Consider the following 24968-nt stretch of genomic DNA (forward strand, 5'->3'; position numbering starts at 1 on the left):
ACGCGGGCGGCGCGGCCAGGACAGGCCGGCCCGGCCACGGCGATACTTCGGCCATGAACAAGCCCCTCACGCGCGCCGAGGTCGCCCCCGAGCAGACCTGGAACCTGCAAGACCTGTACGCCACCCGCGAGGCCTGGCTGGCCGAGATGGCGGCCCTCGAGGCCGACCTGTCCACCGTCACGCGCCACCAGGGGCGGCTGGCGAGCGCCGCCGCCACCCTGCTGGCCTGCCTGGACGCACGCGACCGACTGCTCGCCCGGCTGCAGCGGGCCACCACCTTCGCCGCCCTGCGCAACGCGCAGGACGGCGGCGACCCGCAGGGCCAGGCCGACCTGGCCCACGCCGCGGCCGTGGAGGCGCGGGTGCGGGCGGCCCTGAAGTTCGTCGACACCGAGATCCTCGCCATGCCCGAGGCCGACCTGCAGGGCCTGCGCGCGGCAGAGCCGGGCCTGGCGGTGCACCGCACCGAGCTCGACGAACTGGCCCGCCTGCGGCCGCACATGCTGTCGGCCGAGACCGAGCGCGTGCTGGCCGCCCTGGGCGAGGTGCTGCACGCACCCCTCATGACCTACGAGCGCAGCAAGAGCGGCGACCTGCGCTTCGAGCCCTTCACGGCGGCCGGCCGCGAGCACCCGAACTCCTTCAACCTGTACGAGTGGAGCTATGAGGGCAGCGCGGACGTGCAGGTGCGCCGGGCGGCCTGGGCCTCGTTCTGCAAGGGGCTGGTGCCCTACCAGAACACCTACGCGGCCACCTTCGCCACCGAGATCAGCAAGAACATCGTGCTGGCACGCGCCCGCGGCTACGACAGCACCGAGCAGTTCCTGCTGCACGGGCACCAGGTGCCCTTCGCGCTGTACAGCAACGTGCTGGACACCATCCAGGCCGAGCTCGCGCCGCACATGCGCCGCTACGCCCGGCTGCGACAGCGCGTGCTGGGCCTGGACCGCCTGCTCTACTGCGACATCAAGGCACCCCTCGACGCGGACTACGCCCCGGCGCTGGACTTCACGCAGGCCGCCGGGCTCATCCAGGCCGCGCTCGCCCCCATGGGCGAGGACTACCAGGCCCTGGTGCGCGAGGCCTTCGAGCGGCGCTGGATCGACCGCGCCGACAACCTGGGCAAGTCCTCGGGCGCCTTCTGCGCCTCGCCCTACGGCGTCCATCCCTACATCCTCATGACCTGGACCGGCACCATGCGCGACGCCTTCGTGCTGGTGCACGAGCTGGGCCATGCCGGGCATTTCCTGAATGCGCAGCGCCACCAGCGCTTCGTCAACACGCGGCCGTCCATGCCCTTCGTGGAGGCGCCGTCCATCATGAACGAGGTGCTGCTCGCGCGGCACATCCTGCAGGACGAGCGCGACGCGCGCATGCGCCGCTGGGTGCTGATGCAGGTGCTGGGCACCTACCACCACAACTTCGTCACCCACCTGCTGGAGGCCGAGTTGCAACGCCAGGTCTACCGGCTGGCCGAGGGCGGCCAGTCCGTCACGGCGGCGATGCTGAACGAGCGCAAGGCGGCCATCCTGCGCGGCTTCTGGGGCGACGCGGTGGTGATCGACGAGGGCGCGGCCATGACCTGGATGCGCCAGCCGCACTACTACCTCGGCCTGTACCCGTACACCTACTCGGTCGGGCTGGTCGCTGCCACGGCGCTGGCCGAGAAGGCCAGGCTGGAGGGAGACGGCGTGTTCGCGGGCTGGCTGCAGGTGCTGCGCGCGGGCGGCACCCTGCCGCCGCTGGACCTGATGCGCCAGGTGGGCATCGACCTCGCGTCGCCCGAGCCGGTGCGGGCGGCCGTGGCCCACGTGGGGCGCATGGTCGACGAGCTCGAAGCGAGCTTCTGAGGGCAGGCCGCGCCGCGGCCGCCTTCAGCGGGGAAGCCGGCTGACAGCCTGGTCGATCGCGCCGAACACGCTCTGGCCGTCACGGCCCTTCATCTCGATGCGCACCGTGTCGCCGAACTTCATGTAGTCGGTGGCGGGCTGGCCGTCCAGGATGGTCTCGATGGCCCGCTTCTCGGCGATGCAGCTGTAGCCCTTGACCCATTCCTTCTTGCCATCCTTCTCGACGGCCTTGTTGCTCACGGTGCCGCTGCCGACGATGGAGCCGGCACGCACGTTGCGGGTCTTGCAGATGTGGGCGATGAGCTGGCCGAAGTGGAAGGTGACGTCCTGGCCCGCGTCGCACAGGCCCACGGTGCGGCCGTTCCACTGCACCTGCATGGGCAGGTGCAGCTTGCCGCCCTGCCAGGCCTCGCCGAGTTCGTCCGGGGTCACGGCCACGGGGCTGAAGGCGGTGGCGGGCTTGCTCTGGAAGAAGCCGAAGCCCTTGGCCAGCTCGTCCGGGATCAGGTGGCGCAGGCTCCAGTCGTTGGCCAGCATCACCAGGCGGATGGACTCCACGGCCTCGTCGGGGCCGGTGGCCATGGGCACGTCGCCCGTCACCACCGCCACCTCGGCCTCGAAGTCGATGCCCCAGTCCTCGCTGACGAAGTGCGGCGTGTCGCAGGGGCCCAGGAAGTCGTCGCTGCCGCCCTGGTACATCAGCGGCTCGCTGTAGTAGTTGTCCGGCACCTTGGAGTTGCGCGCCAGGCGCACCAGCTCCACGTGGTTGATGTAGGCCGAGCCGTCCGCCCACTGGTAGGCACGCGGCAGGGGCGCCATGCAGCGCGCGGGATCGAAGGGGAAGGCATGGCGCGACTTGCCGCCGTTCAGGGCCTCGTACAGGTCCTGCAGCTGGGGCGCGATGAAGTTCCAGTCGTCCAGGGCCTGCTGCAGCCGCTCGGCGATGCCGGTCGCATAATGGGCCGTGCTGAGGTCGCGCGAGACGACCACCAGCTGGCCGTCGCGGGAACCGTCCTTGTAGGTGGCGAGCTTCATCGTTGATCCGGGGAGGGTCATGCGCTAGAGTCCGCCGGACTCATTACGCATGGTGAAATGAATTTACCTAATCGAAATCATAGCGGAAGCCGCCCGTGGTGAAGGAGCGCGCAGGCATACAGTCCGTCGAGGTCGGCTTCGGGCTGCTCGAGGTCCTGTCCCGATCGCCGGGGCCGCTCATGCTGCGCGACCTCGCCTCGCAGGCGGGGATGAGCGCCGCCAAGGCGCACCGCTACCTGGTGAGTTTCCAGCGGCTGGGCCTGGTCACGCAGGACGCGGGCAGCACGCGCTATGACCTGGGCCCCGCCGCGCTCAAGCTCGGCCTGGCCTCGCTGTCGCGCCTGGACGCGGTCAAGCTCGCACGCGAGCGCATCGCCGGCCTGATGGAACGAATCGGCCACACCCTGGCTCTAGCCGTATGGGGCAACCACGGCCCGACCATCGTCCACTGGGAGGAATCCCCGCAGGCGGTCACCGTGAACCTGCGCCTGGGCGACGTGATGCCGCTGCTGACCTCGGCGACGGGGCGCTGCTTCGCCGCCTGGCTGTCCCGCGAAGCCATCACGCCCATGCTCAAGGAAGAAATCGCCCGCGCCCAGCGCCAGGGCCGCAACGACGTCCCCACCACCCTGGCCGAGGCGCGCGCCCTGCTGGCCGAGGTACGCGGCCAGGGCATCTCTCGCGTGGTGGACACGCTGCTGCCGGGCATCGTCGGCTTCTGCGCCCCGGTCTTCGATTCGGATGGCCACATGGTGCTGGGCCTGGTGGCGCTGGGCCCCAGCGGCACCTTCGACCCGGCCTACGGCGGCAGCGTGGCCCAGCCGCTGCGCGAGGCCGCTACCCGGCTGTCCGGCGACCTGGGGTGGCAGGGATGAGGCACGGCGCACGCCTGGCCGGGCTCGCCGCCGCGGTGCTGGCCGCGCACGGCCTGCTGCTGTCCTCGGTGGGCGGCGCCCGCCCGGCCGCGCACCGGCCGTCGCCCTGGGTGGCCCGCACGCTGGACGCCGTGCTGCCGGCGGCACAGGCCATGGAGGCGCCCCCCGCGGGCCAGCCGCAGGCCGCGCCGGCGCAGCGGGCGGCCGCCGCCCGACCCGGGGTGCGCCCTGCTGCCCACAACGAAGCGGCCGCCGGCGTGCCGCCGGGCGGCATGCTCCCGGACTCCGCCGCGGCCCCGGCCAGCGATGCGCCGGTGGCCACCCGCCCGGCATCGTCGCGGGCCGCGAATCCCGGCCTGCAGGTCGCCGCTGCCGACGCCGACGCGGCCGTCGCCACCCCGCCGCACAAGGCCTCCGTGCGGCCCATGCATTTCAAGGTCCACCCGGCCGCGACCTTCCATTACCGCGTGGTGGCCGCGTCGCGCGGCTTCGAGCTGCAGGGCGAGGGCGAGCTGGAATGGAAGCGCGACGGCGAGGGCTACGAGGCCCGGCTGACGGCCCGGGCGCCGCTGATCCGCCCGCGCGAGCAGCGCAGCACCGGCCGGGTGACCGCGCAGGGCGTGACGCCGGACCGCTTCTCCGACCGCAGCCGCAGCGAGGAGGCGGCCCACTTCCAGCGCGAGGCGAACAAGATCAGCTTCAGCAACAACCAGCCCGACGTCCCCCTGGAGCCCGGCGCCCAGGACCGCCTGAGCATCATCCTGCAGCTGGGCGCCATCCTCGCGGGCGAGCCGCGCCGGCACCCCGCCGGCAGCACGATCACGATCCAGACCGCCTCCACCCGGGGCGCGGAGCCCTGGGTCTTCACGGTCGAGGGCGAGGAAGGGCTGCACCTCCCCGGGGGCGAACTCACCGGGGTGAAGCTGGTGCGCAACCCGCGCGAGGAGCACGACACCAAGGTCGAGCTCTGGCTGGCTCCCGGCATGGATTACGCGCCGGTTCGCCTGCGTCTGACACAGCCGAATGGGGATTGGGTCGACCAGCAGTGGTCCGGCACCGACAGGGGATGAGCTGGCCCGGGGCGCACCATGGGCCTCAGTTCATCGCAGCGTTTTCCCGGTCCACCTTGAAGCGGGTTCGAACGTTGCCATATGAGAAGGCAAAGGATTCCCACCATGCAAATGCTTTATGACTCCGAAGCTTTCGTTGTCGTGCACATGCAGGCCAACGAACCCGCCGAGGGCGAGCCCGAGCCGAACGTGCCCCGGCACGGCTTCGAGATCGTCGACAAACGCTCCAACAAGGAGGTCTACCTCGACGGCACCTGGGCCGATGCCTTCCAGCGCCAGATCAACGCCTGGCAGCTGAACACGCCCACGCAGGAAGAAGTCGAGGAGACGCTGGACGGCTACGCCGAGCTGGCGCAGAACCCGCTCATCATGCATTGACGCCGCGCCGGCGCGGGGCCTGGCGGCTCGCGCCGCGCCCTCGCATCTCCGCCCCTACCGCAGCCAGCCGCGCCGGAACAGGGGCTCGACCAGCACCAGCACGGCCACCAGCCGGCAGACCTGGAAGGCGGTCACCACCGGAACCCCCAACTGCAGCACCTTGGCCGTGATGGACATCTCGGCGATGCCGCCCGGCGAGGTGCCGAGCACCAGGGTCGCCCAGTGCAGGCCGGTCGCCTTCGACAGCACCCACGCAAAGCCCGCGCACACCGCCACCAGGCCCAGGGTGGCCATCGCCACCGAGGCCAGCCAGCGCGGCGCGGTGTGCACGAACTCCCGGGAAAAGCGGACGCCCAGGCTGACGCCGATCAGCAGCTGCGCCGTGCTGCTCATCCAGACGGGCATGGCCGACAGCTCGATGCCGGCCATGGTCAGGCCCATCGCCGCCAGCAGCGCGCCCATGAACCAGGGGTTGGCGCGGCCGGTGCGCGTCATCAGCCAGGCGCCGCCGCCGGAGGCCAGCAGCAGCAGGGCCAGGCCCGGCATCGAGACCTCGCGGGCGCCGGGCAGGCTGGGGTCCAGCCCGTGCAGGCCGACGGCCGTCAGCGCGAAGGGCACGGTGAGCGTGACGATGAGCAGGCGCAGGCTGTGCGCCGCGGCCACCAGTTCGGTGCGCCCGCCGTGGCGCTCGGCCAGCAGGGTCATTTCCGAGGCACCGCCGATCGCGCCGGCGAACCAGGTGGTGGCACGGCGCGCCTGGTCGCTGCCGCCGATCTCCGCCCCATGGCGGCGCTCCAGCCAGCGCCCGCTGGCCCAGCCCAGCCCCAGCGCCCAGGCGATGGCCAGCAGGATCGCCCACCAGCGCGAGGCCACCAGGGCGGACACCTGCGGCGTGAAGTACAGGCCCAGCGAGGTGCCGATGATCCATTGGCCCAGGTTGCGCAGCGGCGCGAAGCTGCGCGTGGGCCGGCCGGTGATGGAGGCCAGCGCGGTGGCCGAGAGCGGCCCGATCATCCAGGGAATGGGCGTGTGCAGCGCCCGGCAGCCCAGCGCGGCGGCCAGGGCGAGCAGCAGCGTCATCGCGACGCGGAAGGGAAAAGTCTGGCTCATGCGCCGGTTCGGGGTCGGCCGTAGTATCGCCGCATGAAAGCTGTCCTTCTGTTGTGGTTCGCCACATGCCTGGCGGGCTGCGCCGCCCTCGCGCCCCAGCCCGACCTGCTGCTGCTGGGCGAGCAGCACGACGCACCCTCGCACCAGGCCCTGCACCGGCAGGTGGTCGAGGACCTGGCCGGTCGCGGGCAGCTGGCCGCGCTCGCGCTGGAGATGGCCGACGACGGCCATGACACGCGCGGCCTGCCGCGCAACGCCAGCGAGGACCAGGTGCGCCAGGCGCTGGCCTGGGACGAGGCCGGCTGGCCCTGGGCCGCCTACGCCCCGGTGGTGATGGCCGCGGTGCATGCGGGGGTGCCGGTGTTCGGCGCCAACCTGCCCATGCCGCGCCTGGCCGCGTCCATGGACCAGCCGGCCTGGGACACACGCGTGCCGCCCGCGGCCCTGGAGGCACAGCGCCAGGCCGTGCGCGACGGCCACTGCGGCCTGCTGCCGGAGTCCCAGGTGCCGCGCATGGCGCGCGCCCAGGTGGCGCGCGACGCCCAGATGGCGGGCGTGCTGCGGCGGCTGGCGCAACCGGGGCGCACCGTGGTGCTGGTGACCGGCCAGCACCATGCGGACACCGCCGTCGGCATCCCGCTCGACCTGCGGGACAGCGGGCTGCGCGTCGAGAGCCGGATCTGGCCGGCACAGCCGCCGCAAAAGGACTACTGCGCCGAACTCAAGGCGCGCATGAAGCACTGAGCCGCCGCCGGCGCGGCTTCAGCCGAAGGCGTCGTCCAGCCAGCCGGCGGAGGTCTGCGAGCCCTCGTGGGCATGGTAGATCGCGGTGTGCCGGGACGAGATGCGGCAGCGGAACCGGGGCATGGTGACGTGGGCCACCACGTTGTCGGTGTAGTGGTGCTGCGTGTCGGCCTCGATGTCGGCCAGCAGCGCGGCCGCGAACACCCGGTTGAAGCACATGGTGGCGCTCATGCCGCCCGGCGCATGGGCATTGAAGTGCACCTCGGGGTTGTAGCGGTAGTCGTGCGCCCGCGTGAACAGCAGGCCGCAGTCGGGCGAGACCGAGAAGTCCGCCTCTGCCAGGTCGGCGAGGCCCAGCGCCACGTGGTTGCTGAGGTACAGGTCGTCGTGGTCGATCCAGAAGAAATGCGTGCAGCCCGCGTCCAGCAGCCAGCGCAGCGGACGCGCGTACCACTGGTGCTGGGGCAGCTGCTGCGGCGTGTGCAGCCAGGCCACGCGGGGGTGGATCGCCAGGTCGGCCACCGCCCACTCGTAGGAATCCGGGCTGCCGTTCTGGTGCACGCAGATGAGGTCCGGCGGCCGGCTCTGCGCCGCCAGTTGCAGCACGCAGGCGCGCAGGAGGTCGGGCCGGCGGTAGGTCGGCACCAGGGCGCCGACCCGTTCCTCAGGCATGGGCGCGTATGGAATCGGCCAGCGTGTTCACCAGGGTGTCGATGTGCGACTTCTCCACGATGTAGGGCGGCGCGATCACCAGCACGTCGCCGGCCGGCCGCACCAGGGCGCCCTTCTTGAAGCAGTCCAGGTAGATCTGGTAGGCCCGCTTGCCGGGGCTGCCCGCGATGGGCGCGAGTTCCACCGCGGCGGCCAGGCCCAGGCTGCGGATGCCGATCACGTTGGGCAAGCCCTTGAAGATGGAATGGAAGGCATCGCCCAGCACCTTGCCCATCTCGCCGGCGCGCTGGAACAGGTTCTCCTGCTTGTACAGGTTGAGGGTGGCGATGGCGGCGGCGCAGGCCACCGGGTGGCCGGAGTAGGTGTAGCCGTGGAAGAACTCGACCACGTGCTCCGGCGCCTCGGTCTTCATCATGGCGTCGTAGAGCTTGTCGCGGCAGATCACCCCGCCCAGCGGGATCACGCCGTTCGTCACGCACTTGGCGAAGTTCAGCATGTCGGGCACCACGCCGTAGTAGTCGGCGGCGAAGTTGGTGCCCATGCGGCCGAAGCCGGTGATCACCTCGTCGAAGATCAGCAGGATGCCGTGCTTGTCGCAGATCTCGCGCAGGCGCTGCAGGTAGCCCTTGGGCGGCAGGTACCAGCCCGCGCTGCCGGCCACCGGCTCGACGATGATGGCCGCGATGTTGCTCGGGTCGTGCAAGGGCAGGATGCGGTTCTCCAGCTCGAGCAGGATGTCCTCCTGCCAAACCGGCTCCTGGTTGTGGATGTAGGCGTTGTTCACCGGGTCGTGGATGAAGCGCATGTGGTCCACGCGCGGCAGCAGCGCGGTGCCGTACACCTTGCGGTTGGCCGGGATGCCGCCCACGCTCATGCCACCGAAGCCCACGCCGTGGTAGCCGCGCTCGCGGCCGATGAAGACGTTGCGATGGCCTTCGCCGCCCGCGCGGTGGTAGGCCAGCGCCACCTTCAGCGAGGTGTCCGCGGCTTCCGAGCCGGAATTGCAGAACAGCACCTTGTTCAGGTCGCCGGGCGCCATGGCGGCGATCATCTCGGCGGCCTCGAAGGCCTTGTCGTTGGAGGCCTGGAAGGCGGTGGAATAGTCCAGCGTGTCCAGCTGCTTCTTGATCGCCTCGTTGATGGGCGCGCGCGCATGGCCGGCGCCCACGCACCACAGGCTGGAGATCCCGTCCACCACCTTGCGGCCGTCGTGCGTGGTGAAGTGCATGCCCTCGGCACCCACGAACACCCGCGGCTCCTTGCGGAAGTGGCGGTTGGGGGTGAAGGGCAGCCAGTGGTTGTCCATGTTGAAGTCTTTGTAGGCCATGCGTGTCTCCTGGGTCTGCTTCGGTCGTTTCATTGTCGCGCGGAAAAAGCGCGTTGCGGGCGGTGCGGCGGCACGCGGCCCCGGCCGTCGGCATGCGGGGGGTCCGCCCTGCATGCCCATGGCACCTGCCCGGCAGCAAGGGCGGTTGTTTTGACTTACGATTGAAACTGGTTTCAGACAAAGACAGCCAGGAGCCCCCTTGCCGCCACCGCCCGCCCGGCCCGAAGGCCGGACCACGATCGCCGACGTCGCCCGAGAGGCCGGTGTGTCCAAGGCGACGGTGTCCCGCTTCCTCAACCATCGCGACACCCTGCTGTCGCCGCAGATCGCGACGCGGGTCGAGAAGGCCGTGCAGGCCCTGGGCTACATGCCCAGCCCCATGGCGCAGGCGCTCAAGCGCGGCCGCTCGCGCCTGATCGGCCTGGTGGTGGCGGACATCGCCAACCCGTTCTCGGTCGCCGTGCTGCGCGGCGCCGAGAAGGCGGCGCAGCAGGCCGGCTACCTGGTGATGCTGTTCAACCTGGGCAACGAGAGCGAGCGCGAGCGCGAGGCGATCGAGGCCCTGGCCGCCTACCAGGTCGAGGGCTTCATCCTCAACACCCTGGGGGCCGACCCGCACGCCGCCGACGAGGTGGCGCGGCATGGCAAGCCGGCCGTGCTGGTGGACCGCAAGCACGCCGGCATGCAGGCCGACTTCGTCTCACTGGACAACGCCGACGCGGTGCGCCAGGGCGTCTCGCACCTGCTGGCCGCCGGCTGGCGCGAGCTGCTGTACGTGAGCGAGCCGGTGGCGGGCGTGAGCTCGCGCGCGGAGCGGGTCGCCGCCTTCCGCGAGTTCACGCGCGCCCAGGGGGTGGGCGGCCATGTGGCCGAGGCCGCCGAAGGCCAGGGCGAGGCCCTGCAGCAGGCGCTGCGCGAACTGCGCCGCGGCGCCGGCCGGCGGCCGGTCGCGGTGCTGGCCAGCAACGCGCTGGTGACGCTGCGCGTGTCGGACGCCGCCGCGGCCCTGGGCTGGCAGTTCGGCCGCGACCTGGGCTTCGTGGGCATCGACGAGACCGAGTGGGCGCACCTGGTGGGCCCGGGCCTGTCCACCATCGCCCAGCCCACCGACGACATCGGCCGCATCGCGGCCAGCTGCCTGATCGAGCGCCTGCAAGGCCGCGACTTCCCACCCCGGCAGATCCTGCTGGCGGGGCGGCTGCTGGCGCGCGGCTCGTCCCAGCGCGCACCCTGAGCGGCGGCCCGCGCGCGACACGCAGCGCACGGGCGACATCCACGCAATGCCTCGCCCGGCCGGGCTGCCGCGCCGTCCGGGTTAACCCGTACATCCAGCCTGAAACCGGTTTCCTACAATAGAAACCGGTTTCAGCCCGGCGTTCCGGGCGTCCCCCCACCCGTGAACTACAGCTTTCAATTCGACGACGTGCTGGCGGCCTGGCCGCTGCTGCTCCAGGGCAGCTGGGTCACGGTGCAGCTGTCGCTGACCGCCACCCTGCTGGGCCTGCTGGTGGCCATCGCCTGCGCCTGGGCCAAGACCTCGGGGCCGCGCCCGCTGCGCTGGGCGGTGCAGGCCTACATCGAGCTGATCCGCAACACGCCCTTCCTGGTGCAGCTGTTCTTCTTTTTCTTCGCGCTGCCCGCGATCGGCCTGCGCTGGACGCCGCACACCGCCGCCCTGGTGGCCATGGTGGTCAACCTGGGCGCCTACGCCACCGAGATCATCCGCGCGGGCATCGAGTCGGTGCCGCGCGGGCAGGTCGAAGCGGCGCGCGCGCTCAGCCTGCGGCCGCACCAGGTGTTCCGCCTGGTGGTGCTCAAGCCAGCGCTGCGCGCGATCTTCCCCGCGCTCACCAGCCAGTTCATCCTGCTCATGCTCAGCTCGGCGGTGGTGTCCGTGATCTCCGCCGACGACCTCACCTCGGTCGCCGCCAACCTGCAGTCGCAGACCTTCCGCAGCTTCGAGATCTACATCGTGGTCACCGCCATCTACCTCGCGCTGGCGCTGCTGTTCTCGGCGCTGTTCCGCGGCGTGCAGCGGCGCTGGCTGTCCTACCCGGACCGCCGCTGAAGGCCGGACCCGCATGCGCAATTTCGGCCTCCACGACCTCTGGTTCATCATCGAAGCGGCGCGCTGGACGCTGCTGCTGTCGGCGATCGCCTTCGCCGGCGGCGCGCTCGGCGGCCTGGCGGTGGCCCTGGCACGCACGTCCGACAGCCGCCTCGCCCAGCGGCTGGCCACCGTCTTCATCCAGGTGTTCCAGGGCACGCCGCTCCTGATGCAGCTCTTCCTGGTGTTCTTCGGCGCCCCGGTGCTGGGCCTGGACGTGAGCCCGCTGGCGGCCGCGAGCGTGGCGCTCATCCTCAACACCAGCGCCTTCCTGGGCGAAATCTGGCGCGGCTGCATCCAGGCCGTGCCGCGCGGCCAATGGGAGGCGGCCGAGGCCCTGGGCCTGCACTACGGCAAGCGCATGCGGCTGGTGGTCCTGCCCCAGGCCTGGAAGATCGCACTGCCGCCCACCGTGGGCTACATGGTGCAGGTGGTCAAGGGCACCTCGCTCACCGCGATCATCGGCTTCACCGAGATCACCCGCGCCGGCCAGATCATCAATAACGCCACCTTCCAGCCGCTCGTCGTGTTCAGCGCGGTGGGCGCCGTGTACTTCGCACTCTGCTGGCCGCTGTCGCTGTGGGCCGGCCGCATCGAGAAACGCCAGGCGGCCGCGCAGGCCCGCTGAACCCATTCCACCCAAGGAGACCCGAGATGACACCCATCACCCGCCGCACCCTGTTCACGGCCCTGGCCGCCGCGTCGCTGTTCGCCGCCCTGCCCGCCGCCCACGCGCAAACCGTGGAGGAGCTCAAGAAGAAGGGCACCGTGAACATCGGCCTGCTGGTCGATTTCCCGCCCTACGGCCAGGTGGATGCGTCCAACAACCCTGACGGCTACGACGCCGACGTCGCGAAGCTGATGGGCAAGGACCTGGGCCTGAAGGTCAACCTGGTGCCCGTCACCGGCCCCAACCGCATCCCGTTCCTTCTGACCAACAAGGTCGACCTGCTGGTGGCCTCGCTGGCCGTGACGCCCGAGCGCGCCAAGCAGGTGCAGTTCTCGCGCCCCTACTCGGCCGCCACCATCGTGCTGTACGGCCCGAAGAAGACCGCCATCAAGACGCCGGCCGACCTGAAGGGCCTGCGCGTGGCCGTGGCCCGCGCCTCCACCCAGGACACCGCGCTCACCGCGATGGCACCGGCCGGCACCGACATCCGCCGCTTCGACGACGACGCCTCGGCGATGCAAGCCCTGCTCTCCGGCCAGGTCGACGCGATCGGCTGCTCCACCACCGTGGCGGCGCAGATCGCCAAGCGCACCGGCGACCAGTACGAGGACAAGCTGGTGCTCAAGCAGCAGTTCATGGCCGTGGCCATGCGCCAGAACCAGCCGGAGCTGCTGAAGACGGTGAACGACTTCATCGCCAGGAACACGGCCAACGGCGAGCTGAACAAGCTCTACCGCAAGTGGCTCTCGGCGGACCTGCCGCAGATGCCTGCCAACTGACCCGTCGCGCGACGCCATGAGCACCGAGCCCATCATCCGCATCGAGAAGGCCAGCAAATGGTTCGGCGCCTTCCAGGTGCTGACGGACATCGACCTGCAGGTGAAGGCCGGTGAACGCATCGTCATCTGCGGCCCCTCGGGCTCCGGCAAGTCCACCCTGATCCGCTGCATCAACCACCTGGAGACCGTGGGCCGGGGCCGCATCGTGGTCGACGGCATCGAGCTCACCGGCCACCAGCGGCGCAACATCGACGCGGTTCGGCGCGAGGTGGGCATGGTGTTCCAGCAGTTCAACCTGTTCCCGCACCTCACGGTGCTGCAGAACTGCACGCTGGCGCCCATGCACACCCGCGGCGTCTCGCGGGCCGAGGCCGAGGAGACGGCCATGAAGTACCTGCGCCGCGTGCGCATCCCCGACCAGGCGGCCAAGTACCCCAGCCAGCTCTCCGGGGGCCAGCAGCAGCGCGTGGCGATCGCCCGCGCGCTGTGCATGAACCCCAAGGTCATGCTGTTCGACGAGCCGACCTCGGCGCTGGACCCCGAGATGGTCAAGGAGGTGCTGGACACCATGATCTCGCTGGCCGAGGACGGCATGACCATGCTGTGCGTGACGCACGAGATGGGCTTCGCGCGCAGCGTGGCCGACCGCGTGATCTTCATGGCCGACGGCCGCATCCTGGAGCAGGCGCCGCCGCAGCCGTTCTTCTCCAACCCCACGCACCCGCAGCTGCGGGCCTTCCTGGGGCAGATCCTGAGCGCCAGCACGCACCATGCCTGAGTCCGCTCCCCTGCTGGTTTCGCTCTCCTCGTTCGGCGCCGACGAAGTGCGGCGCCACGGCCAGGCCGGATTCGCCCGGCTCGCGCTGGCGGCGGGCGCCGACGGCGTCGAAGTGCGCGGGGAACTCCTGCAGGGCGAGGACGGCGAACTCGCCGCCATTGCCGCCGCCGTGCCCCGGGCACTGCGCGTGTTCTCCAGTCCCGCGCCGCTGTGGACGGACACCGGCGAGATGGACGCGCAGGCGCTGGACCAAGGCCTGCGCCAGGCCCGCGCACTGCAGGCCACGCGCCTGAAGATGTCCATCGGCCACGCCGCCGCCGCGTCGGCGCAGGCGCTGCGCGCCATGGCGGCGCAGGTGGAGGCCAGCGGCGTCGAACTCGTGATCGAGAACGACCAGACGCCCGCCGCCGGCACCGTGCCCGCGCTGCAGCGCTTCTTCGCGGCCGCCGGGGAGGCCGGCTGGTCGCCGGGCATGACCTTCGACATGGGCAACTGGCACTGGCAGGGCGAATGCCCGCAGCAGGCGGCCCGGGCCTTTGCGGCGCAGGTGCGCTACGTGCACTGCAAGGGCGTGCAGCGCCAGGCCCAGCGCTGGGTGGCCGTGCCGCTGGCACAGTCCGCCGCGCCGTGGCGCAGCGTGCTGCGCAGCCTGCCGGCGAACACGCCCTGGGCGATCGAATACCCGCTCGCGGGCGACGACCTGGAAGCCGTCACCCGGCGCGAGATCGACCTGCTGCGCGGCCTGCAGGCCGGCACGGCATGACGGGCGCAGCGTCCGCCCCGTCGCAGCACGCCGGCTCCGCGGATGGAGGGCCCGGGCCGCGCGCGCTGGACGTCGCCACCTTCGGCGAAGCCATGATGCTGCTGGTGGCCGACCGCCCGGGGCCGCTGGAGGACGCGCAGTCCTTCAGCAAGCGCACCGCGGGCGCCGAAACCAACGTGGCCATCGGCCTGGCCCGCCTGGGCCTGGCCGTGGGCTGGGCCAGCCGGCTGGGCACCGATTCCATGGGCCGCTACCTGCTGCGCGAGATGCAGCGCGAGGGCATCGACTGCTCGCGCGTGGTGTGCGAGGCCACGCAGCGCACCGGCTTCCAGTTCAAGGGCCGGGTGGCAGGCGGCGGCGACCCGCCGGTGGAATACCACCGCCAGGGCTCCGCCGCGAGCCGCTTCGAGCCCTCGCAGGTGGACGCCGGCTGGCTCACCGGGGCGCGTCACCTGCACGCCACCGGCGTCTTCCCCGCGCTCTCGCCGGGCTGCCACGCCACCGCGCAGCGCACGCTGGCGCTGATGCGCGAGGCCGGCCGCAGCATCTCCTTCGACCCCAACCTGCGGCCCACGCTCTGGCCCTCGGCGCAGCACATGCGCGAGGCCATCAACGCCCTCGCGCTGCAGGCCGACTGGGTGCTGCCGGGCATCGAGGAAGGTCGCTTCCTGACGGGCTTCGACACCCCCGAGGCGATCGCCAGCTACTACCGCGGGCGCGGCGTGAAGCTGGTGGTCGTCAAGCTCGGCGCCGAGGGCGCCTACTTCGACGGCGACACCGCCGGCCGCGGCCGCGTCGCGGGCTTTCCCGTCGCGCAGGTGGTGGACACGGTGGGCGCGGGCGACGGCTTCGCGGTGGGCGTCATCAGCGCCCTGCTGGAGGGCCGCAGCGTGCCCGAGGCCGTGCGCCGCGCCTGCTGGATCGGGGCCCGCGCGGTGCAGGTGCTGGGCGACACCGAAGGCCTGCCGACGCGGGCCGAACTCGAGGCGGCGGGCCTGTGACACGGCGCCAGGTGCTGGTCTTCCGCGAGCTGCCGCCCGGGGTGATGGCGCGGATCGAGGCCGAGCACGATGTGACGGTGGCCAATCCGCGCATGGCCGCGCAGCGCGAGGCCTTCTTCGCCGCCCTGCCGCGGGCCGAAGGCCTCATCGGTTCCAGCTTCGCCATCGACGCGGCCGTGCTCGCGCAGGCGCCGCGGCTGCAGGTGGTCTCCAGCGTGTCGGTGGGCGTGGACAACTACGACCTGGCCGCGCTGCGCCAGCGCGGCATCGTGCTGTGCCACACGCCGGGCGTGCTGACCGAAACCACGGCCGACACCATCTTCACCCTGGTGCTGACGGCGAGCCGCCGCGTGGTCGAGCTGGCGACGCTGGTGCGCGAGGGCCGCTGGACGCGCAACATCGGCGAAGACCTGTTCGGCTGGGACGTGCACGGCAAGACCCTGGGCATCGTGGGCTTCGGCCGCATCGGCCAGGCCGTGGCACGGCGCGCCGCGCTGGGCTTCGGCATGCCGGTGCTGTTCCACAACCGCAGCCCGGTGCAGGCGCCCGGCTTGCAGCAGCACGCGCTGCAGCTGCCGCTGCCCGCGCTGCTCGCGCAGTCGGACATCGTGGTGCTCACCGCGCCGCTGACCGAGGCGACCCGGCAGATGATGGATGCCAGTCGCTTCGCCGCCATGAAGCCCGGCGCCGTGTTTGTCAACGGCTCGCGCGGCGGCCTGGTCGACGAGGCCGCCCTGCTCGCGGCGCTGGACAGCGGCCACCTGCGCGCCGCCGGCCTGGACGTGTTCGCCACCGAGCCCCTGCCGCTGGAGTCGCCGCTGCGCACGCACCCGCGCGTCACCGCCCTGCCTCACATCGGCTCGGCCACGCACGAGACGCGCCACGCCATGGCCGCGATGGCGGCGGAGAACCTGCTTCGCGTGCTGCGCGGCGAGGCCCCGCTGGCGCGCGCGGCCTGAGGCCGCCGCCGGGCTTCAGCCGGCCACGCGCAGCACGATCTTGCCGGTGTGCCGGCCGGCCTCCATGTGCGCCTTGGCCTCGGGCAGGCGGTCGAAATCGAGCACCTGGTCGACCACGGCACGGATGCGGCCCTGCTCGAAGAGCGGCAGCACCTGGGCCCGGAAGGCGGGCACGGCGGCGGATTTCTGCGCCTTGGTGCGCAGGCGGTTCGACACGCCGAAGACCACCAGGCGCTTCGCGTGCAGCGCCTCCAGGTCGATCTCGGCGCGCAGCACCCCGTCCACGTGGCCCACGGTGGCGAGGCGACCCTCGAAGGCCATCACGCGCAGGGCCTCGGCGAACACCGAACCGCCGACCGCGTTCACCACCAGGTTCACGCCCTGGCCCTGCGTGGCCGCCATCACGGCCGCCTCGAAACCCGGGCCGCGCGTGCACACGCCCACATCCAGTCCGAGCGGTGCCAGCGCATCCAGCTTGTGCTGCGCGCTGGAGGTGCCGATCACCCGGGCCTGCAGCGCCTTGGCCAGCTGCAGGGAGGCCACGCCCACGCCGGACGACACCCCGTTGACCAGCAGCCATTGGCCGGCACGCAGGCCGCCCTGCAGCACCAGCATGTCGAAGGCCACCAGCCAGGTGAGCGGCAGGCTGGCGGCCGCCTCCCACGAAAGCGCGGCCGGGCGCGGCATGGCCTCGGCCGTGTCCATCAGCACGTACTCGGCGAAGGCGCCGTTGCAGCGACCCATCACGGCATCGCCGGGCGCGAAGCCCTGCACCCCAGGCCCGACCGCGACCACCTCGCCGGCCGCCTCGCCGCCGATCGCCTTCCAGGGCACGCCCTGGCCGCCGGCTGCGGGCGCGGCATGGCCGGCACTGAACTCGCCGCGGTTCAGGCCCGCCGCATGCACGCGCACCAGCAGCTGCCCGGCCGCCGGTTCGGGCCGCGCCACGTCACGCAGTTCCAGCGTGGCACCAGCCGGACCGGATTGCATCCACCAGGATTTCATGGGTTCTCCTTGCACGGCGCCTTCAGTGACCGGCGCCCGGGTTCAGTCCTGCGCCAGCCGTGCCACCACGGCCTGCGTGAAGCTCTCCGTGCCTCCTTGGCCCCGAACGTCGCCGGTGCGGGCCTGGGGGTCCGCCAGCGCAGCGGCGGTGGCGTCGGCCATGCTGCGCGCCATGGCCACCGCGGCCGGGTGGCCCCGGCTGTGGCCCAGCCATTCGAACATCATGCGGGTGGACTCGATCATCGCGTAGGGGTTGGCGATGCCCCGGCCGGCGATGTCGGGCGCCGAGCCGTGCGTGGCCTGCGCCATGGCCACGTCGCCCTCGCCGATGCACAGGCCGGGCGCCATGCCCAGGCCGCCCACCAGCCCCGCCGCCTCGTCGGAGAGGATGTCGCCGAACATGTTCGTCGTGACCACCACGTCGAAGGATTGCGGGTCGCGCACCAGCCGCATGGCCATGGTGTCGACGATCACGTCGTCCAGCAGCACGTCCGGGTACTCGGGCGCCAGCTTCCTGCACTCCTCCACGAACATGCCGCAGCCGAGCTTGAACACCGTGTCCTTGTGCACGCAGGTGAGGTGGCGGCGGCGCTGGCGCGCCAGCTCGAAGGCGGCCCGCGCGACGCGGCGGCTGCCGGTGCGCGTGATCACCCGCATCGAGAGCGTCACCTCGTCGTTGGGACGGAACTCGGCGTTGCCCAGCAGCATGTTGCGGTCGGGCTGGAAGCCCTCGTTGTTCTCGCGCACGATGACCAGGTCCACGTCGTCGAACAGGCAGCCGATGCCCGGGTAGGAGCGTGTCGGCCGCACGTTGGCGAACAGGTTGAAGCGCTTGCGCAGGATGGGATGCGGGTTGATCGCCTCGGGCACCTTCGGGTAGGCGCGGTGGCCGATGGGACCCAGGATCCAGCCGTCCAGCGCGGGCAGCGCCTCCAACGTCGCGGGCGGCAGTGTGTGGCCGTGCGTGTCCAGCGCGCGCCGGCCGATCGGCAGGGGCTGCCAGTCGATGGCCACGCCGTGCCGGAGCGCGGCGGCGCGCGCCACCTCGACCGCCGCGGGCACGATCTCCAGCCCGATGTCGTCGCCGTCCAGGACGCCGATGCGCAGCGCCGGCGCGGCCGCTTCGCTCATGCGCCGGGCCGGCACAGGGCCGTGAGCTGGCGCATGTCAGCCAGGCCGGCGATGCGGCCGCAGGCGGCCGTGATCTCGGCCGCACGCGCGGCGCCCAGCACCGGCGTCACCAGCGACTCGAACTTGGCTTGCAACTGCGCGTCGGACAGCGGCCGCTGCAGCGAGCCGATCGCATGGTCCACGCGCACCTCGATGCGCGCGCCGTCCTTGAGCACGGCCGTCATGTGCACGGCCTCCTCGTCGATGCTGTCGTCCACCGTGGCCTGCACACGGGCGCGCAGCGCGACCATGGCCGGATCGTTCACCACCGCGTCGGAGAACTCGTCCTCCCCCGCGCGGCCGTACACCAGGCCGGCCGCCACGCCGTGGTAGACGCTGAACTTGCCCTGCAGGCCGTCGCGCGGCTCGCGCTTGCCGGTCAGTTCCAGCACCAGCGAATGCACGCGCAACTCGATGCGCTCCACCTGCCCGGGCGTGACGCCGCGCTCGCGCAGTTGCGTGGCGGCGTCGATGCTGGGGTGGATCACGATGCCGCAGGCGAAGGGCTTGTAGCTGTTGAAGGAGATCTCGAAGCGCTCGCCGAGCTCGTCGGTCACCTCGTGCCAGGCCCGCTTGTCGGAGACCACCTGCACGAAGCCGCGCGGCGCCTCCAGGGCGCGCGGGCTGGCGGTGAAGCCGGCCTGCGCCAGCAGCGCCGACATCAGCCCGGCGCGCGCCGCGCCACCGGGGTGGAACGGCTTGGTCATGGTGCCGAACTGCTCGCGCACGCCCACGGGCTGCGAGGCGGCGATGCCCAGCGCCATGGCGGTCCTGTGCGCGTCCAGCCCCAGCAGCCGGGCGCAGCCGGCCGCCGCCCCCAGCATGCCGGTGGAGCCGGTGATGTGCCAGCCGCGGTCGTAGTGGTCCGGGTACATGGTGTTGCCGACGCGGCAGGCCACGTCGATGCCCAGCACCAGCGCGTCCAGCACGGCGCGGCCGCCCTGCCCGTTCTTCTCGGCCAGCGCCAGCACCGCCGAAGCCACCGGCCCGGCCGGGTGGATGATGGTCTTGAGGTGGGTGTCGTCGAAGTCGAAGGTGTGCGAGCTGATGCCGTTCACCAGCGCGGCGCTGGCGATGTCGACGCGCTCGTTGCGGCCCAGCACCGTGGCCTGCGGCGCCGGCTGCAGCACCTGCACCGCGGCGACGGCCGCCTCGGCGGCCTCGTGCCGCGCTGCGCCGATCGCGCAGCCCAGCCAGTTGTAAAAGGTTCGCTGCGCCTCGCGCTCGACCGCGTCGGACCAGCCCCGGGAGGGGTGCGTCGCGGTGAAGCGCGCCAGCAGCGCGGTGATGGGCGGGGCCGAGGTGTCGGCGGGGATGGAGGTGTTGCGGGCCACGGTGTCAGTCGTCGAGGTGGATGTTGCGCGCCTTGGCCAGCGCGCCCCAGCGCGCGATCTCGGAGCGGATGTACTGCCCGAACTGCTCGGGCGTCATGGGTTGCGGATCAACGGCCTCGCCGGCGAATTTCTCGGCCAGTTCGGGCGCCTTCAGCACGGTGTTCAGGGTGTCGTTGAGCCGCTTCACCACGTCGGCCGGCATGCCGGCCGGCCCCACGCAGCCGTACCACTGCATGGCGTCGAAGTTGCGGAAGCCCAGCTCTTCCAGCGTGGGCACGTCCGGCAATTGCGGGCTGCGCGTCTTGCCGGTGATGGCCAGGGCGCGCATCTTGCCAGCGCGCAGGTGGGGCAGCGCAGCCGCGAGGCCGGGAAACATGGCCTGCGTCTGGCCGGCCAGCAGGTCGATGATGGCGGGGGCGATGCCGCGGTAGGGGATGTGGACCATGAACGCGCCGGTCTGCTGCTTGAACAGCTCCATGGTCAGGTGCGTGAGCGAGCCCTGGCCAGCGGTGCCGTAGCTGATCTTGCCAGGGTTGCGCTTCACGAAGTCCACGAACTCCTGCACGTTCTTCGCCGGTACCGCGGTGTTCACCACCAGCACGTTGGGCGTGGCGCCGATCAGGCCGATGGGCGTGAAATCGCGCACCGGGTCGTAGCTCACCTTGCGCGTGGCCGGGTTGGTGCCGTGCGTGGCCACGTAGCCCTGCAGCAGGGCGTAGCCGTCCGGCTTGGCCTGCAGGATGTTCTGGCAGGCCACCACGCCGCCGCCACCGCTGATGTTCTCGACCACGAAGGTCTGGTTGAGCTGGCGGCCCCAGAGTTCGGTGACCGTGCGCCCGATCATGTCGGCGCCGCCGCCGGCGGCCACGGGCACGACGTAGCGGATCGGCCGGCTGGGATAGGACTGCGCGATCGCGAATCGCGGCAGCAGGGCGGCCGCGAGCGCGGCCCGCGCGAGGGCACGGCGTTGCATGGTCTGTCTCCTTGTTTGCGCGCATGGTGGGCCTTGCCGCGACTGCTGTAAATTGCAAGCTTCTGAGCCATTGATGCAGTTCCTGCATGAAAACGCCGCCATGCCGAAACCCTCGCTCGCCGACCTGCGTGCCTTCGTGACCGTGGGCGAACAGGGCAGCTTCGCCGCCGCCGCCCAGGCCCTGCACATCTCCCAGCCCGCCCTGTCGCGGCGCATCTCGCACCTGGAGGACCAGCTCGGCGTGCGCCTGTTCGACCGCACCACGCGCAGCGTCGCGCCCACGCTGCTCGGGCGCCGCTTCCTGGAGCAGATGCGCGGGCTGCTGCAGGAGGTCGACCGCTCGGTGACCGAGTTGCACGACTCGGCGCAGCTGGAGTCGGGGGACGTCACCGTGGGCTGCGTGTTCTCCGCGGTGCACCACTTCCTGCCCTCGGTGATCCGCGAGTTCCGGCGCCTGCACCCGCGCGTGCTGGTGCGCATCATCGAGGAGGGCGCCGACGAGGTGCTGGAGGCGGTGAAGCACGGCGAAGCGGACTTCGCGCTCAACTACATCGGCATGCAGGACCCCGAGGTCGAGTTCACCCCCCTCTTGAAGGAGCCCTACGTGCTCGCGGTGCCCGCCGGCCACCCCTTGGCGCGGCGCAGATCGGTGCGCTGGGAGGAACTCGCAGGCTTCCCGCTGGCCCGCGTCTCCAACGCCAGCCGCAACCGGCTCTTCATCGACCAGGCGCTGGCTGACCTGCCGCCGCTGCCGCGCCCGGTGTGCGAAGTGCGGCACGTCTCCACGCTGGTCGGGCTGGTGGAGATCGGCCTGGCGCTGGCGGTGGTGCCGCGGCTTGCCCTGCCGCCGCGACCGGGGGCGGTGCGCGGCGTGAAGCTGGATCAGCCCGCCGTGACACGCACGGTGGGCATCATCCGGCGCACCGGCCGCAGCCTGTCGCCAGCGGCCGAGGCCTTCTCGCGCCTGCTGCTGCAGGCCGGCCGCGCCACCGGCGGGGCCACCCGCTGACACCGGCGCCACGGACGCGCCACCTGCGACAATCGGAGCCGGACCATGAACGCCTACATCCTCACCCTTTCCTGCCCGGACCGGACCGGCATCGTGCACGCCGTCTCGGGCTTCCTGCTGGAGCGCGGCGGCAACATCGAGGAAGCCGCGCAGTACAACGACCACGGCACCGGCCTCTTCTTCATGCGGGTGCAGTTCGCCTGCGACCACCTGACCTACGACGACCTGGCGATGCAGGTGCGCATGTTCGCCGAGCCCTTTGGCATGAGCGTGCGGCTGCACCGCGTCGAGCAGCCGATGCGCACCGTGATCATGGTCAGCCGCGAAGGCCACTGCCTGAACGACCTGCTGTTCCGCTGGAAGAGCGGGCTGCTGCGGCTGGAGATCGCGGCCATCATCTCCAACCACCGCGATTTCTACCAGCTGGCCGCCAGCTACAACGTGCCCTTCCACCACATCCCGGTGACGGCCGCGACCAAGGCGCAGGCCGAGGCGAAGCAGTACGAGATCATCCAGGCCGAGGGCGCCGAGCTGGTGGTGCTGGCGCGCTACATGCAGATCCTGTCGGACGACCTGTGCCGCAAGCTCTCGGGCCGGGCGATCAACATCCACCACAGCTTCCTGCCCAGCTTCAAGGGCGCCAAGCCCTACTACCAGGCGCACGACCGCGGCGTGAAGCTGATCGGTGCGACCGCCCACTACGTGACGGCGGACCTGGACGAAGGTCCCATCATCGAGCAGGACGTGACCCGCGTGGACCACAGCAAGACGGTGGAAGACCTCACCGCCATGGGCCGCGACACCGAAAGCCAGGTGCTGGCGCGCGCCGTCAAGTGGCACAGCGAGCACCGCGTGCTGCTCAACGGGCACCGCACCGTGATCTTCAAGTGAGGAAGCAGCGCCCGTGAGGATTCCGCCGATCCAGTGCCTCACCACCTTCGAGGCCCTGGCGCGGCTGCGCTCCGTCACGCTCGCCGCCGAAGAGCTGTGCGTCACGCCCAGCGCGGTGAGCCACCGCGTGCGCCAGCTCGAGCAGATCGTGGGCACCAAGCTGTTCGGCCGCGCCGACTTCTCGCTCACCACCGAAGGCAGCGAGTACCTCGCCCAGGTGCGCGAGGGCCTGGCCGCGCTGGAGCGCTTCCCCGGGCGCGGCGGGCCGCAGCAGGGCAAGCGCAAGCTGCGCGTCGCCGTCACCCCCACCTTCTCGCGCTCGGTGCTGATGCCGCGCCTGCGCAGCTTCATCGAGGCCTACCCGGAGATCGACCTCACGCTGCAGGTCTCCATCCCGCTGCTGGACGTGGTGGCCGAGGACGCCGACCTGATGGTGCGCTACGGCACCGGCCGTTATGCCGACGTGGAGCACGTGTGCCTGATGACCGACGAGGTCACGCCCCTGGCGGCGCCCAGCTACCTGCGCGAGAACGGCCCCTTCGACACCGTGGAGGAGCTGCTGGGCGCCAAGCTGATCCGCAGCCCGCTGGAGCCCTGGCGCACCTGGTTCCTGGCGCATGGCGTGGACGTGCCGGAGCCGGCCGACGGCTCCTCCTTCAACGACATCGGCCTGATGTGCGACGCCGCCGCCCAGGGCCTGGGCGTGGCCCTGGTGCGGCTCAAGCTGGGCCAGCCCTGGCTGGACAACGGCACCCTGGCCCGCATCTCGACGCGCAACGTCCCCAGCCCGCACGCCCACTACCTGTGCTGGCGCACCGGCGCCATGGACCGCTGGGAGTGCGCGACCTTCACCGAGTGGCTGCGCAAGAGCCTGGTCTGAAGGCCGGTTTGCAGCCGGGCTTTGAGATTTCTTCAGCCCGCGCCCGGCCGGGATTGACTACAGTGCGGGGATGAACGCTCCCGTCCCCGCCGACGCCCTGGCGCGCGCCGAACGCCAGGCCCGCCAGGCCCGCCTCGTGGCCGCCCTGGCGCCCCTGCTGCCGGAGGGCGGCCTGCTCTACACGCCCGAGGACACCACGCCCTACGAGTGCGACGGCCTCACCGCCTACCGCCAGCGCCCGCTGGCCGTGGCCCTGCCCGAGACCGAGGCCCAGGTGCAGGCCGTGCTGCGCGCCTGCCACGGGCTGGGCATCCCGGTGGTGGCCCGCGGCGCGGGCACCGGCCTGTCCGGCGGGGCGATGCCGCTGGCCGACGGGCTCACGCTCTCGCTGGCGCGCTTCAACCGCATCCTGGCCATCGACCCGGTCTCGCGCACGGCACGCGTGCAGTGCGGCGTGCGCAACCTGGCGATCAGCGAGGCCGCGTCGCCCTACGGCCTGTACTACGCACCCGACCCCTCCAGCCAGATCGCCTGCACCATCGGCGGCAACGTGGCCGAGAACTCGGGCGGCGTGCACTGCCTGAAGTACGGCCTGACGGTGCACAACGTGATGCGGGTGCGCGGCTTCACGGTGGAAGGCGAGCCGCTGGAATTCGGCGGCGAGGCGCTGGACGTGCCCGGCCTGGACCTGCTGCCGGTGGTGGTGGGCAGCGAGGGCATGCTGGCGGTGACGATCGAGGTCACGGTCAAGCTGGTGCCCAAGCCGCAGCTGGCGCGCTGCATCATGGCCAGCTTCGACGACGTGCGCAAGGCGGGCGACGCGGTCGCCTCCGTGATCGCGGCCGGCATCATCCCGGCCGGGCTGGAGATGATGGACAAGCCCATGACGGCCGCGGTGGAGGACTTCGTGCACGCCGGCTACGACCTGGACGCCGAGGCCATCCTGCTGTGCGAAAGCGACGGCACGCCCGAGGAGGTCGAGGAGGAGATCGGCCGCATGAGCGAGGTGCTGCGCGGTGCCGGCGCCACCGCCATCGCCGTCAGCCGCGACGAGGCCGAGCGCCTGCGCTTCTGGAGCGGGCGCAAGAACGCGTTCCCCGCCTCGGGCCGCATCAGCCCCGACTACATGTGCATGGACTCCACCATCCCGCGCAAGCGGCTGGCGGACATCCTGCTGGCCATCCAGGCCATGGAGAAGAAGTACGGCCTGCGCTGCGCCAACGTGTTCCATGCCGGCGACGGCAACCTGCACCCGCTGATCCTGTTCGATGCGAACGACCCCGACCAGCTGCACCGCTGCGAGCTGTTCGGCGCCGACATCCTGGAGACCAGCGTCGCCATGGGCGGCACGGTGACGGGCGAGCACGGCGTGGGTGTGGAGAAGCTCAACTCCATGTGCGTGCAGTTCAGCCCCGAGGAGCGCGAGCAGATGTTCGCCGTCAAGCGCGCCTTCGACCCGCGCGGCCTGCTGAACCCGGGCAAGGTGATCCCCACGCTGAACCGCTGCGCCGAGTACGGCAAGATGCTGGTGCGCGGCGGCCAGATCGCCCACCCGGACCTGCCGCGCTTCTGAGCCTGCCGGGGTGGG

The 24968-nt window shown here is 71.5% G+C and carries 25 protein-coding genes; 17 read left to right on the top strand and 8 right to left on the bottom strand.

The features are described from left to right. The first annotated feature begins 53 nt into the window (after positions 1–53). Positions 54–1850: an oligoendopeptidase F gene (pepF, locus tag IM725_RS04090; RefSeq protein WP_193779301.1), complete on the top strand. Its 1797-nt coding sequence runs from the start codon at positions 54–56 to the stop codon at positions 1848–1850. 24 nt (positions 1851–1874) lie between these two features. On the opposite strand, the gene IM725_RS04095 is transcribed toward pepF, so the two are convergent. Continuing rightward, a complete protein-coding gene (locus tag IM725_RS04095; protein ID WP_193779332.1) occupies positions 1875–2885 on the bottom strand; it encodes a fumarylacetoacetate hydrolase family protein in 1011 nt (336 codons plus the stop codon). 95 nt (positions 2886–2980) lie between these two features. On the opposite strand from IM725_RS04095, the gene IM725_RS04100 reads away from it, so the two are divergent. The 3 genes from IM725_RS04100 to IM725_RS04110 all read left to right on the top strand — a co-directional run bounded on the left by IM725_RS04100 (position 2981) and on the right by IM725_RS04110 (position 5208). Continuing rightward, positions 2981–3760: an IclR family transcriptional regulator gene (locus IM725_RS04100; RefSeq protein WP_193779302.1), complete on the top strand. Its 780-nt coding sequence runs from the start codon at positions 2981–2983 to the stop codon at positions 3758–3760. Continuing rightward, positions 3757–4830, top strand: coding sequence for a DUF3108 domain-containing protein (locus IM725_RS04105; protein ID WP_193779303.1), 1074 nt, complete (start codon positions 3757–3759; stop codon positions 4828–4830). The genes IM725_RS04100 and IM725_RS04105 overlap by 4 nt, the downstream gene beginning before the upstream one ends. Positions 4831–4935: 105 nt before the next feature. Beyond that, positions 4936–5208 (top strand): BTH_I0359 family protein, encoded by a 273-nt coding sequence (locus IM725_RS04110; RefSeq protein WP_193779304.1) that lies wholly within the window; start codon positions 4936–4938, stop codon positions 5206–5208. Positions 5209–5262: 54 nt separating this feature from the next. On the opposite strand, the gene IM725_RS04115 is transcribed toward IM725_RS04110, so the two are convergent. Beyond that, on the bottom strand, positions 5263–6318 hold the full coding sequence (locus tag IM725_RS04115) for an AbrB family transcriptional regulator (RefSeq protein ID WP_193779305.1): 1056 nt from the start codon (positions 6316–6318) through the stop codon (positions 5263–5265). 33 nt (positions 6319–6351) lie between these two features. Here IM725_RS04115 and IM725_RS04120 point away from each other — a divergent pair, with 33 nt between their 5' ends. After that, entirely contained in the window at positions 6352–7062 is a 711-nt protein-coding gene (locus IM725_RS04120; RefSeq protein WP_193779306.1) for a ChaN family lipoprotein, read from the top strand. Between the two features lie 18 nt (positions 7063–7080). On the opposite strand, the gene IM725_RS04125 is transcribed toward IM725_RS04120, so the two are convergent. Next, positions 7081–7734 carry a glycosyltransferase family 2 protein gene (locus IM725_RS04125; protein WP_193779307.1) on the bottom strand — a complete coding sequence of 218 codons (654 nt, stop codon included), beginning with the start codon at positions 7732–7734 and terminating at the stop codon, positions 7081–7083. Then, on the bottom strand, positions 7727–9061 hold the full coding sequence (locus IM725_RS04130; protein ID WP_193779308.1) for an aminotransferase class III-fold pyridoxal phosphate-dependent enzyme: 1335 nt from the start codon (positions 9059–9061) through the stop codon (positions 7727–7729). The genes IM725_RS04125 and IM725_RS04130 overlap by 8 nt, the downstream gene beginning before the upstream one ends. 199 nt (positions 9062–9260) lie before the next feature. Between IM725_RS04130 and IM725_RS04135 the strand changes: the two genes are divergently transcribed. The 8 genes from IM725_RS04135 to IM725_RS04170 all read left to right on the top strand — a co-directional run bounded on the left by IM725_RS04135 (position 9261) and on the right by IM725_RS04170 (position 16118). Next, positions 9261–10295, top strand: coding sequence for a LacI family DNA-binding transcriptional regulator (locus IM725_RS04135; RefSeq protein ID WP_193779309.1), 1035 nt, complete (start codon positions 9261–9263; stop codon positions 10293–10295). Between the two features lie 162 nt (positions 10296–10457). Continuing rightward, positions 10458–11129: an amino acid ABC transporter permease gene (locus IM725_RS04140; RefSeq protein ID WP_193779310.1), complete on the top strand. Its 672-nt coding sequence runs from the start codon at positions 10458–10460 to the stop codon at positions 11127–11129. A gap of 13 nt (positions 11130–11142) precedes the next feature. Then, positions 11143–11796, top strand: a complete 654-nt coding sequence (locus IM725_RS04145) for an amino acid ABC transporter permease (protein WP_193779311.1) — start codon at positions 11143–11145, stop codon at positions 11794–11796. A 26-nt stretch (positions 11797–11822) separates the two neighbouring features. After that, positions 11823–12617: a transporter substrate-binding domain-containing protein gene (locus IM725_RS04150; RefSeq protein ID WP_193779312.1), complete on the top strand. Its 795-nt coding sequence runs from the start codon at positions 11823–11825 to the stop codon at positions 12615–12617. 16 nt (positions 12618–12633) lie between these two features. Beyond that, the gene (locus IM725_RS04155; RefSeq protein ID WP_193779313.1) at positions 12634–13395 is read left to right on the top strand and encodes an amino acid ABC transporter ATP-binding protein; all 762 of its coding nucleotides are present in this window, start codon (positions 12634–12636) and stop codon (positions 13393–13395) included. Next, on the top strand, positions 13388–14158 hold the full coding sequence (locus IM725_RS04160; RefSeq protein ID WP_193779314.1) for a sugar phosphate isomerase/epimerase family protein: 771 nt from the start codon (positions 13388–13390) through the stop codon (positions 14156–14158). The genes IM725_RS04155 and IM725_RS04160 overlap by 8 nt, the downstream gene beginning before the upstream one ends. Then, the gene (locus IM725_RS04165; RefSeq protein WP_193779315.1) at positions 14155–15159 is read left to right on the top strand and encodes a sugar kinase; all 1005 of its coding nucleotides are present in this window, start codon (positions 14155–14157) and stop codon (positions 15157–15159) included. The genes IM725_RS04160 and IM725_RS04165 overlap by 4 nt, the downstream gene beginning before the upstream one ends. Further along, on the top strand, positions 15156–16118 hold the full coding sequence (locus IM725_RS04170) for a 2-hydroxyacid dehydrogenase (RefSeq protein ID WP_193779316.1): 963 nt from the start codon (positions 15156–15158) through the stop codon (positions 16116–16118). Before IM725_RS04165 ends, IM725_RS04170 begins: the two co-directional genes overlap by 4 nt. 15 nt (positions 16119–16133) lie before the next feature. Here the strand turns inward: IM725_RS04170 and IM725_RS04175 are convergent, their stop codons facing one another. Genes IM725_RS04175 through IM725_RS04190 form a run of 4 tightly spaced genes read right to left on the bottom strand, consistent with a single transcriptional unit; the run spans position 16134 to position 20600 of the window. Beyond that, a complete protein-coding gene (locus tag IM725_RS04175; protein ID WP_193779317.1) occupies positions 16134–17123 on the bottom strand; it encodes a zinc-binding dehydrogenase in 990 nt (329 codons plus the stop codon). 42 nt (positions 17124–17165) lie between these two features. Beyond that, the gene (locus tag IM725_RS04180; protein WP_193779318.1) at positions 17166–18254 is read right to left on the bottom strand and encodes an isocitrate/isopropylmalate dehydrogenase family protein; all 1089 of its coding nucleotides are present in this window, start codon (positions 18252–18254) and stop codon (positions 17166–17168) included. Next, positions 18251–19627: an MmgE/PrpD family protein gene (locus IM725_RS04185; protein ID WP_193779319.1), complete on the bottom strand. Its 1377-nt coding sequence runs from the start codon at positions 19625–19627 to the stop codon at positions 18251–18253. The genes IM725_RS04180 and IM725_RS04185 overlap by 4 nt, the downstream gene beginning before the upstream one ends. A gap of 4 nt (positions 19628–19631) precedes the next feature. Beyond that, complete coding sequence (locus tag IM725_RS04190) at positions 19632–20600, bottom strand: Bug family tripartite tricarboxylate transporter substrate binding protein (RefSeq protein WP_193779320.1); 969 nt, start codon at positions 20598–20600, stop codon at positions 19632–19634. 73 nt (positions 20601–20673) lie between these two features. Here IM725_RS04190 and IM725_RS04195 point away from each other — a divergent pair, with 73 nt between their 5' ends. The 4 genes from IM725_RS04195 (at position 20674) to IM725_RS04210 (ending at position 24953) form a co-directional block, all read left to right on the top strand. Next, entirely contained in the window at positions 20674–21609 is a 936-nt protein-coding gene (locus tag IM725_RS04195; RefSeq protein WP_227753558.1) for a LysR family transcriptional regulator, read from the top strand. A gap of 45 nt (positions 21610–21654) precedes the next feature. After that, positions 21655–22500 (top strand): formyltetrahydrofolate deformylase, encoded by an 846-nt coding sequence (gene purU / locus IM725_RS04200; protein WP_193779321.1) that lies wholly within the window; start codon positions 21655–21657, stop codon positions 22498–22500. Positions 22501–22513: 13 nt separating this feature from the next. Then, the gene (locus IM725_RS04205) at positions 22514–23380 is read left to right on the top strand and encodes a LysR substrate-binding domain-containing protein (protein ID WP_193779322.1); all 867 of its coding nucleotides are present in this window, start codon (positions 22514–22516) and stop codon (positions 23378–23380) included. A 70-nt stretch (positions 23381–23450) separates the two neighbouring features. Continuing rightward, complete coding sequence (locus IM725_RS04210) at positions 23451–24953, top strand: FAD-linked oxidase C-terminal domain-containing protein (protein ID WP_193779323.1); 1503 nt, start codon at positions 23451–23453, stop codon at positions 24951–24953. Positions 24954–24968 lie beyond the last annotated feature (15 nt).

The sequence above is a fragment of the Ramlibacter aquaticus genome, from assembly GCF_015159745.1.
Taxonomy (GTDB): domain Bacteria; phylum Pseudomonadota; class Gammaproteobacteria; order Burkholderiales; family Burkholderiaceae_C; genus Ramlibacter; species Ramlibacter aquaticus.

Excerpts from the sequence above, each read along its gene's own strand:
- IM725_RS04125 (WP_193779307.1), bottom strand. The coding sequence starts at position 7,734 with ATGCCTGAGGAACGGGTCGGCGCCCTGGTGCCGACCTACCGCCGGCCC.
- IM725_RS04180 (WP_193779318.1), bottom strand. The coding sequence starts at position 18,254 with ATGAGCGAAGCGGCCGCGCCGGCGCTGCGCATCGGCGTCCTGGACGGC.
- IM725_RS04160 (WP_193779314.1), top strand. The coding sequence starts at position 13,388 with ATGCCTGAGTCCGCTCCCCTGCTGGTTTCGCTCTCCTCGTTCGGCGCC.
- IM725_RS04155 (WP_193779313.1), top strand. The coding sequence starts at position 12,634 with ATGAGCACCGAGCCCATCATCCGCATCGAGAAGGCCAGCAAATGGTTC.
- pepF (WP_193779301.1), top strand. The coding sequence starts at position 54 with ATGAACAAGCCCCTCACGCGCGCCGAGGTCGCCCCCGAGCAGACCTGG.
- IM725_RS04105 (WP_193779303.1), top strand. The coding sequence starts at position 3,757 with ATGAGGCACGGCGCACGCCTGGCCGGGCTCGCCGCCGCGGTGCTGGCC.
- IM725_RS04195 (WP_227753558.1), top strand. The coding sequence starts at position 20,674 with ATGCAGTTCCTGCATGAAAACGCCGCCATGCCGAAACCCTCGCTCGCC.
- IM725_RS04130 (WP_193779308.1), bottom strand. The coding sequence starts at position 9,061 with ATGGCCTACAAAGACTTCAACATGGACAACCACTGGCTGCCCTTCACC.
- IM725_RS04095 (WP_193779332.1), bottom strand. The coding sequence starts at position 2,885 with ATGAAGCTCGCCACCTACAAGGACGGTTCCCGCGACGGCCAGCTGGTG.
- IM725_RS04175 (WP_193779317.1), bottom strand. The coding sequence starts at position 17,123 with ATGAAATCCTGGTGGATGCAATCCGGTCCGGCTGGTGCCACGCTGGAA.
- IM725_RS04150 (WP_193779312.1), top strand. The coding sequence starts at position 11,823 with ATGACACCCATCACCCGCCGCACCCTGTTCACGGCCCTGGCCGCCGCG.
- IM725_RS04210 (WP_193779323.1), top strand. The coding sequence starts at position 23,451 with ATGAACGCTCCCGTCCCCGCCGACGCCCTGGCGCGCGCCGAACGCCAG.
- IM725_RS04145 (WP_193779311.1), top strand. The coding sequence starts at position 11,143 with ATGCGCAATTTCGGCCTCCACGACCTCTGGTTCATCATCGAAGCGGCG.
- IM725_RS04115 (WP_193779305.1), bottom strand. The coding sequence starts at position 6,318 with ATGAGCCAGACTTTTCCCTTCCGCGTCGCGATGACGCTGCTGCTCGCC.
- IM725_RS04120 (WP_193779306.1), top strand. The coding sequence starts at position 6,352 with ATGAAAGCTGTCCTTCTGTTGTGGTTCGCCACATGCCTGGCGGGCTGC.
- IM725_RS04190 (WP_193779320.1), bottom strand. The coding sequence starts at position 20,600 with ATGCAACGCCGTGCCCTCGCGCGGGCCGCGCTCGCGGCCGCCCTGCTG.
- purU (WP_193779321.1), top strand. The coding sequence starts at position 21,655 with ATGAACGCCTACATCCTCACCCTTTCCTGCCCGGACCGGACCGGCATC.
- IM725_RS04110 (WP_193779304.1), top strand. The coding sequence starts at position 4,936 with ATGCAAATGCTTTATGACTCCGAAGCTTTCGTTGTCGTGCACATGCAG.
- IM725_RS04165 (WP_193779315.1), top strand. The coding sequence starts at position 14,155 with ATGACGGGCGCAGCGTCCGCCCCGTCGCAGCACGCCGGCTCCGCGGAT.